Below are 6739 nucleotides of genomic sequence, written 5' to 3'. Positions count from 1 at the left end.
ATAGCACAGGCCGCGCGCCAGGAACATGCCCGCCAGCGTCACGATGAAGGGCTGCAGGCGAAAACGCTCGATCAAGAAGCCCATGAAGGCCCCAAATGCTGTACCCATTAGTAGCACCAGCGGTAGTACGACCAATGGGCTCCAGCCGTGCTTCTCCACCAGCGAGGCCGACACCATGGTGGTGAACGCAATCACCGATCCCACCGACAGATCAATGCCGCCCGACAGCACCACAAAGGTCATGCCCACCGCCACGATCACCAGAAAGGAGTTGTCGATCAGCAGATTCAAAAACACCTGCAACGAGAAAAAACCGTCGTAGAACACGGAACCCAGCGTGGCCATGGCCACGAACAACGATACCGTGGCCACAATGGGCAGATGCTGCGGGTTGAACCGTTTTTTAGCGGTATGGCTCATGCGCGGCCTCCGTTCTGTACAGGACGTACAGCCCACGCACGCACCGTAGCGCGAAACTCAGGCGACTGCAGCAGCATCACCGCAAACACCACCACGGCTTTCACCACCAAGTTGATCTCGGGCGGTACACCCAGCGAGTAGATGGCGTAGGTCATGGTCTGGATGATCAGCGCGCCGATAACGCTGCCAAACAGGCTGAAACGCCCACCGGTCAGCGCGGTGCCGCCCAGGGTGACGGCCAGAATCGCATCCAGCTCCAGCAGTTGCCCGGCGTTATTGCCGTCGGCGCTCTTCACGTTGGAGCTAATGAGCAGCCCCGCCACGCCGGCGCAAAAGCCGCAAAACGCATACACCCACACGGTCAGCTTGCGCGCCTGGATACCCACGCCGCGCGCCGCCACCGGGTTGATGCCAACCGCCTGGATGAACAAGCCCAAGGCCGTGCGCGTCATGGCCAAATGCAGCACGCCATACACCAGCGCTACGATAAACAACGAGAACGGCAGGCCCGCCAGATAGCCGCTACCCAAAAAGAAAAATGGCGAGTAATAGATCGTGATGATCTGCCCGCCGGTGATGAGCTGGGCAATGCCCCGGCCCGCCACCATCAGAATCAGCGTGGCAATGATGGGCTGCATGCCGATGCGGGCCACCAGCAAGCCATTCCACAAGCCGCACACCGCCGCCACACCCAGGGCGGCCAGAATCGCCAGCGGCATGGGAAAGCGGCTGGCATGCACGGCCACGCCGTCTTGCACCACCAAGGCGCCGCCAATCATCCAGGCAGCCAATGCGGCCGCAATCGCCACCACCGCGCCCACCGAAATATCAATGCCGCGGGTCGCAATCACCAAGGTCATACCCAGTGACACCAGCACCAGCGGTGCGGCCCGGTTCAGGATGTCGATCAGGCTGCCATACAGATGGCCGTCGCGCCACTCAATATGCAAAAAGCCAGGATTAAAAACCACATTGACTATCAAAAGTAATAGCAGGGTTAGCAGCGGCCACGCGCGCGGATGCCGTAAAAAGGTCTTAAACATGGTCGGCAGCAATCAGTGCATAAACTTCGTCTTCAGAACTACCACCAGGCAGCTCCCCTACTTTGCGGCGGTCGCGCAGCACGGCGATGCGGTCGGACACGCGCACCACCTCGCTCATTTCGCTGGAGATAAACAGCACACTCATACCGCCGCGCGCCAGGCGCAGGATTTCTTCCATGATTTCCTGCTTGGCCGCCACGTCGATGCCGCGGGTGGGCTCGTCCAGAATCAGCAGGCGCGGGTCGGTGGCCAGCCAGCGGGCGATGACCGCCTTTTGCTGGTTACCACCCGACAGCAGGCCAATCGGGGTTTCGATGCTGGCGGTTTTGATGCCCAAGGTTTTGACGAAATACTCGGCCAGCGTGGTCTGCTCGGCCAATGACAAGAACTTGCGCAAACCCAGCCGCGCCTGCAGCGCAAGTGCAATGTTTTCGCGCACCGATAGCTCGGCGACGATGCCGTCGGTTTTGCGCTCTTCGGGACACAGGGCAATACCGTACTGCACCGCATCTGCGGGGTTGCTGAGCTGCGCGGTCTGGCCGTCGATCTGCAGGCTGCCTTTGTCGGATGTCTCCAGGCCAAACAGCAGCCGCGCCAGCTCGGTGCGGCCCGCACCCAGCAAGCCCGCCAAGCCCAGCACCTCGCCTGCATGCAGCTTCAAATCCACCGGCTGCAAACGCCCGGCCTGGCCCAGGCCCTGGGTTTCCAGCAGCACGACTTCCTGTGCCGCATCGCGTTGCTGCACGGCATGGGTGTTTTGCACCGCAAATTCGCGGCCTAGCATGGCCGAAATCAGGGCCTGGGGCGGCAAAGCATTGGCCATCCATTCGCCCACCCATTCGCCGTTGCGCAGCACGGTGATGCGGTCGGAAATGGCGTAGACCTGGTTCAAGAAGTGCGACACAAACACAATCGCCAGCCCTTCGCCACGCAGGCGCCGCAGCACCTCGAACAGCTTTTGTACCTCGTCTTCGTCCAGACTGGAGGTGGGTTCGTCCAGGATCAGCACCTTGGATTCCACACCCAGCGCACGGGCGATAGCCACCAGCTGCTGCACCGCCACCGGGAAGGTTGACAGCAGCTGCGTCACGTCAATGTCCAGCCCAATGCGGGCCAGCAGTTCACGGGCGCGGCGGTGTACGGTGGACCAATCGATGCGGTAGCCTTGCGTCCACCCGTAGCGCGGGTAACGCCCAGCAAACACGTTCTCTGCCACTGACAGATTGGGGCAGAGGTTGACCTCTTGGTACACGGTACTGATGCCCAGCTTTTGGGCTGCAAGAGGTGAGTCGGGCCGGATGGATTGGCCCATCAACAGCATTTGCCCGCCGCTGGACTCCAGCACACCGGTCAGCACCTTGATCAGCGTGGACTTGCCAGCGCCGTTTTGTCCCATCAGGGCGTGGATTTCGCCGGGGTACAGGCGTAGCTGCACACCACGGAGCACAGGATTACCGGCAAACTCTTTGTCGATGCCCGTGAGCTCCAGCACGGGCAGTGCGCTGGTGCCGGTCATCCCTTGTTTTTGTTGTACACGTCGACAAACACGGCGGCCAACAGCACCAGACCCTTGATGATTTGCTGGTAGTCAATGCCGATGCCCATGATGGACATGCCGTTGTTCATCACGCCCATAATGAACGCGCCAATCACCGCGCCCATCACCTTACCGACACCGCCCGAAGCCGATGCTCCGCCGATAAAGCAGGCCGCAATCACGTCCAGCTCAAAACCCAGCCCGCCCTTGGGCGTGGCGGTGTTCAGCCGCGCGGCAAACACCAAGCCAGCCAAAGCCGCCAGCACACCCATGTTGATGAAGGTGTAGAAGGCCAGACGCTCAGTTTTGATACCCGACAGCTTGGCTGCTTTTTCGTTGCCGCCCAGGGCATAGACGCGGCGGCCAATGGTGGTGCGGCTGGTCACGAAGTCAAACACCGCAATCAGCAGCGCCATTACGATCAGCACATTCGGCAGACCTTTGTAGGATGCCAGCAGATAGCTGAAGGTGATCAGCAAGGCCGAGAAGATCACCATCTTGCCCCAGAAGAAAGCCGTGGGTTCACCGGTGACGCCGTGCTTTTGCTGGTTAGCGCGCGCGCGGATGCCCGCCACCACCAGGGCCAGAGCCACCAGCACACCCAGCAACAAGGAAGTCAGGCGCAACCCCTCAGAGCTGAACAGATCGGGGATAAAGCCCGAGCTGAGCAACTGGAAGGTATCTGGGAAGGGCCCGACCGACTGCCCTTGCAGCAGCGCCAGAGCCAAGCCGCGAAACACCAGCATGCCCGCCAACGTGACGATGAAAGACGGAATGCGAAAGAAGGCTACAAAGTAGCCCTGCGCCGCGCCAATCAACCCGCCTACCACTAGGCAAACGATGGTCGTGGGCAAATAGTGCCATTGGTAATTGACCATCAACACAGCAGCCACCGCGCCGACAAAGCCGACGATGGAACCGACCGACAGGTCGATATGGCCGGCGACGATCACCAGCAGCATGCCCAGCGCCATGATGACGATGTAGCTGTTTTGCAGCACCAGGTTGGTCAGATTCAGCGGCTGCATCAGCGTGCCGTCGGTCATGTACTGGAAAAAGGCCATGATGGCCACCAGCGACAGCAGCATGCCGTATTCACGCAGGTTGCTCTTAAAGAAACTCAAGCCAGACGGCGCGGCGGTGGCAGCAGGGGTTGTGGTTGTTTTTTCCATGATTCAAAGCTCTTATAGGTATCTGGGATGGGCTTCAGGGGTCGGCTTAACTAGCGCTGACGATGGCGCGCATGATCTTTTCCTGGCTGGCATCGGCCGTGGCCATTTCGGCGACAAACTTGCCTTCGTTCATGACGTAGATACGGTCCGACAGTCCCAGCAACTCGGGCATTTCGCTGGATATCACGATCACGCATTTGCCCTCGGCGGCAAGTTGTGCAATCAGGGTGTAGATCTCGAACTTGGCCCCCACGTCGATGCCACGTGTAGGCTCGTCCAGGATCAGCACCTCGGGGTTGGTGAACAGCCATTTGCTCAGCACCACTTTTTGCTGGTTGCCGCCCGACAGGTTGACCACTTTTTGGTCCACGCCCGAGCAGCGGGTACGCATTTTCTCGCGGTAACCCTGGGCTACGGCATATTCGCGGCCATCGTCGATGATGCCGTTTTTGGACACGCCCGGCAGATTCGCCAGCGAGGTGTTCCACTGGATGTCTTCGCTCAACACCAGGCCGTTGCCCTTGCGGTCTTCGGTCACGTAAGCCAGCCCGTGGGCCACGGCTTTTTGCACCGTGGAGACATCAATTTCCTTGCCGTGCAGCATCGCCTTGCCGCTGATGCGCTGGCCCCAGGATTTGCCAAACACGCTCATCGCCAGCTCGGTGCGGCCCGCACCCATCAGCCCGGCAATGCCGACGATTTCGCCGCGCTTGACGGTCAGGTTGATGTTTTTGACGACTTCGCGGTCGGCGTGCTGCGGGTGGTAAGCGCGCCAGTCGCGCAGCTCAAACACGGTTTCGCCAATATTCGGTGTGCGTTTGGGATAGCGGTCGGCCATCTCGCGGCCCACCATGCCACGGATCACGCGGTCTTCGCTGATGGACTCCGCGCGGCAGTCCAGCGTCTCCACCGTGGTGCCGTCCCGCAGGATGGTGATGGAATCGGCCACCTTGGCAATCTCGTTGAGCTTGTGCGAAATCAAGATGCAGGCAATGCCCTGGGCTTTGAGCTCCAGCAGCAGCATCAGCAATGCATCGCTATCGGTTTCGTTCAGGCTGGCGGTGGGCTCGTCCAGGATCAGCAGTTTGACTTTTTTGGACAGCGCCTTGGCAATTTCAACCAGTTGCTGCTTGCCCACGCCGATGTTGGTAATCAGCGTGTTGGGGGATTCTTTGAGGCCGACTTTCTTCAGCAAGGCCTGGGTTTGGCTATGCGCCGCCATCCAGTCGATCACACCGTTGTGCGCAGTCTCGTTGCCCAAAAAGATGTTTTCGGCAATCGACAACAGCGGCACCAGTGCCAGCTCCTGGTGGATGATGATGATGCCCTGCTGCTCGCTGTCGTGGATGCCCTTGAAGCGCTGCTCCTGGCCCAGGTAGCGAATTTCGCCGGTGTAGTCGCCGTGCGGGTACACGCCCGACAACACCTTCATCAAGGTCGATTTTCCTGCGCCGTTCTCACCCACCAGGGCATGTATTTCGCCCGCACTCACGCGCAGGTTCACTTTGTTCAGCGCAACCACTCCGGGGAAGGTCTTGCGGATGTCGTGCATCTCTAGGATCGTGTTCACCATCAGCACCCTTTTATTTCACGACTGACGCAGTGCCTGCCTGCAGGCCCAGAGGGCCGCTAGTCAGGCGCTGCGTCAGTCTTTTATTTTCATCAACGACCGAAAAAAAAGGCCCCACACCTCGCAATGCAGGGCCTTTTCAAGCTCAAAAGTAACGCTCCAAGCTAAACCTCCAGACTACTTGCAGCCTGGGGGTGTTCAACACTTACTTGATTTGCGATTCTTTGTAGTAACCGCTGCCGATCAGAATCGGGTTCCAGTTGGTTGCATCTACAGCCACAGGCTTGAGCAAGTACGCTGGCACCACCTTGACACCGTTGTTGTAAGTCTTGGTGTCGTTGACTTCGGGCTTCTTGCCGGACAACTCTGCGTCCACCATGTTGGCGGTGACCTTAGCCAGCTCACGCGTGTCCTTGAAGATGGTCGAGTACTGCTCGCCACGCAAAATGGACTTGACCGATGGCACTTCCGCATCTTGGCCGCTCACCACAGGGCAAGCCTGGGTCTTGGTGCAGTAGCCCACGCCTTTGAGCGAGGACAAAATGCCGATGGAAATACCGTCGTAGGGGGACAGCACGGCATCAACCTTGTCCTTGGTGTAGAAGGCCGACAACAGGTTGTCCATACGGGCCTGGGCGACAGCACCGTCCCAGCGCAGCGTGCCGACTTTTTCCATGCCCATTTGCTTGCTGCGCACCACCAGCTTGCCGCTGTCGATGTAAGGCTTGAACACGCTCATTGCGCCGTCATAGAAGAAGAAGGCGTTGTTGTCATCTGGCGAGCCGCCAAACAGTTCGATGTTGAACGGACCCTTGCCTTGCTTCAGGCCCAGCTTGTCCACGATGGTGCCCGCTTGCAACACGCCGACCTGGAAGTTGTCGAACGTGGCGTAGTAGTCCACGTTCTTCGAGCCCTTGATCAGGCGGTCATAGGCAATAACCTTGACACCCTTGTCGGCTGCGTTTTGCAGCACTTTGGACAGCGTGGTGCCGTCGAT

General features: G+C 59.4%; 5 protein-coding genes and 1 pseudogene. All 6 read right to left on the bottom strand.

Translation table 11 applies throughout. The features are described from left to right. Window positions 1-420: pseudogene (locus ABI213_RS20565) on the bottom strand (sugar ABC transporter permease YjfF); the annotation flags it as partial. Beyond that, window positions 417-1463 (bottom strand): ABC transporter permease, encoded by a 1047-nt coding sequence (locus tag ABI213_RS20560; RefSeq protein ID WP_348028458.1) that lies wholly within the window; start codon window positions 1461-1463, stop codon window positions 417-419. The gene ABI213_RS20560 and the pseudogene ABI213_RS20565, both read right to left, overlap by 4 nt. Continuing rightward, window positions 1456-2979 (bottom strand): sugar ABC transporter ATP-binding protein, encoded by a 1524-nt coding sequence (locus ABI213_RS20555; RefSeq protein WP_348008032.1) that lies wholly within the window; start codon window positions 2977-2979, stop codon window positions 1456-1458. Before ABI213_RS20555 ends, ABI213_RS20560 begins: the two co-directional genes overlap by 8 nt. Then, entirely contained in the window at window positions 2976-4172 is a 1197-nt protein-coding gene (gene mmsB / locus ABI213_RS20550; RefSeq protein ID WP_348008031.1) for a multiple monosaccharide ABC transporter permease, read from the bottom strand. Before mmsB ends, ABI213_RS20555 begins: the two co-directional genes overlap by 4 nt. A gap of 46 nt (window positions 4173-4218) precedes the next feature. Then, window positions 4219-5745 carry a multiple monosaccharide ABC transporter ATP-binding protein gene (gene mmsA / locus ABI213_RS20545; RefSeq protein ID WP_348008030.1) on the bottom strand — a complete coding sequence of 509 codons (1527 nt, stop codon included), beginning with the start codon at window positions 5743-5745 and terminating at the stop codon, window positions 4219-4221. A 202-nt stretch (window positions 5746-5947) separates the two neighbouring features. Next, window positions 5948-6739: sugar-binding protein (locus ABI213_RS20540; protein WP_348028456.1), on the bottom strand; the 792-nt coding region annotated here is incomplete at its 5' end.

It is taken from the genome of Rhodoferax sp., from assembly GCF_039922535.1.
Taxonomy (GTDB): domain Bacteria; phylum Pseudomonadota; class Gammaproteobacteria; order Burkholderiales; family Burkholderiaceae_C; genus Rhodoferax_B.
Note: the sequence above shows the minus strand (reverse complement) of the source record. Positions and strands in the feature narration are given on the sequence as shown.

Bases quoted from the DNA above. Each gene is read 5' to 3' on its own strand.
- ABI213_RS20560 (WP_348028458.1), bottom strand. From the start codon at position 1,463: ATGTTTAAGACCTTTTTACGGCATCCGCGCGCGTGGCCGCTGCTAACC.
- ABI213_RS20555 (WP_348008032.1), bottom strand. From the start codon at position 2,979: ATGACCGGCACCAGCGCACTGCCCGTGCTGGAGCTCACGGGCATCGAC.
- mmsB (WP_348008031.1), bottom strand. From the start codon at position 4,172: ATGGAAAAAACAACCACAACCCCTGCTGCCACCGCCGCGCCGTCTGGC.
- mmsA (WP_348008030.1), bottom strand. From the start codon at position 5,745: ATGGTGAACACGATCCTAGAGATGCACGACATCCGCAAGACCTTCCCC.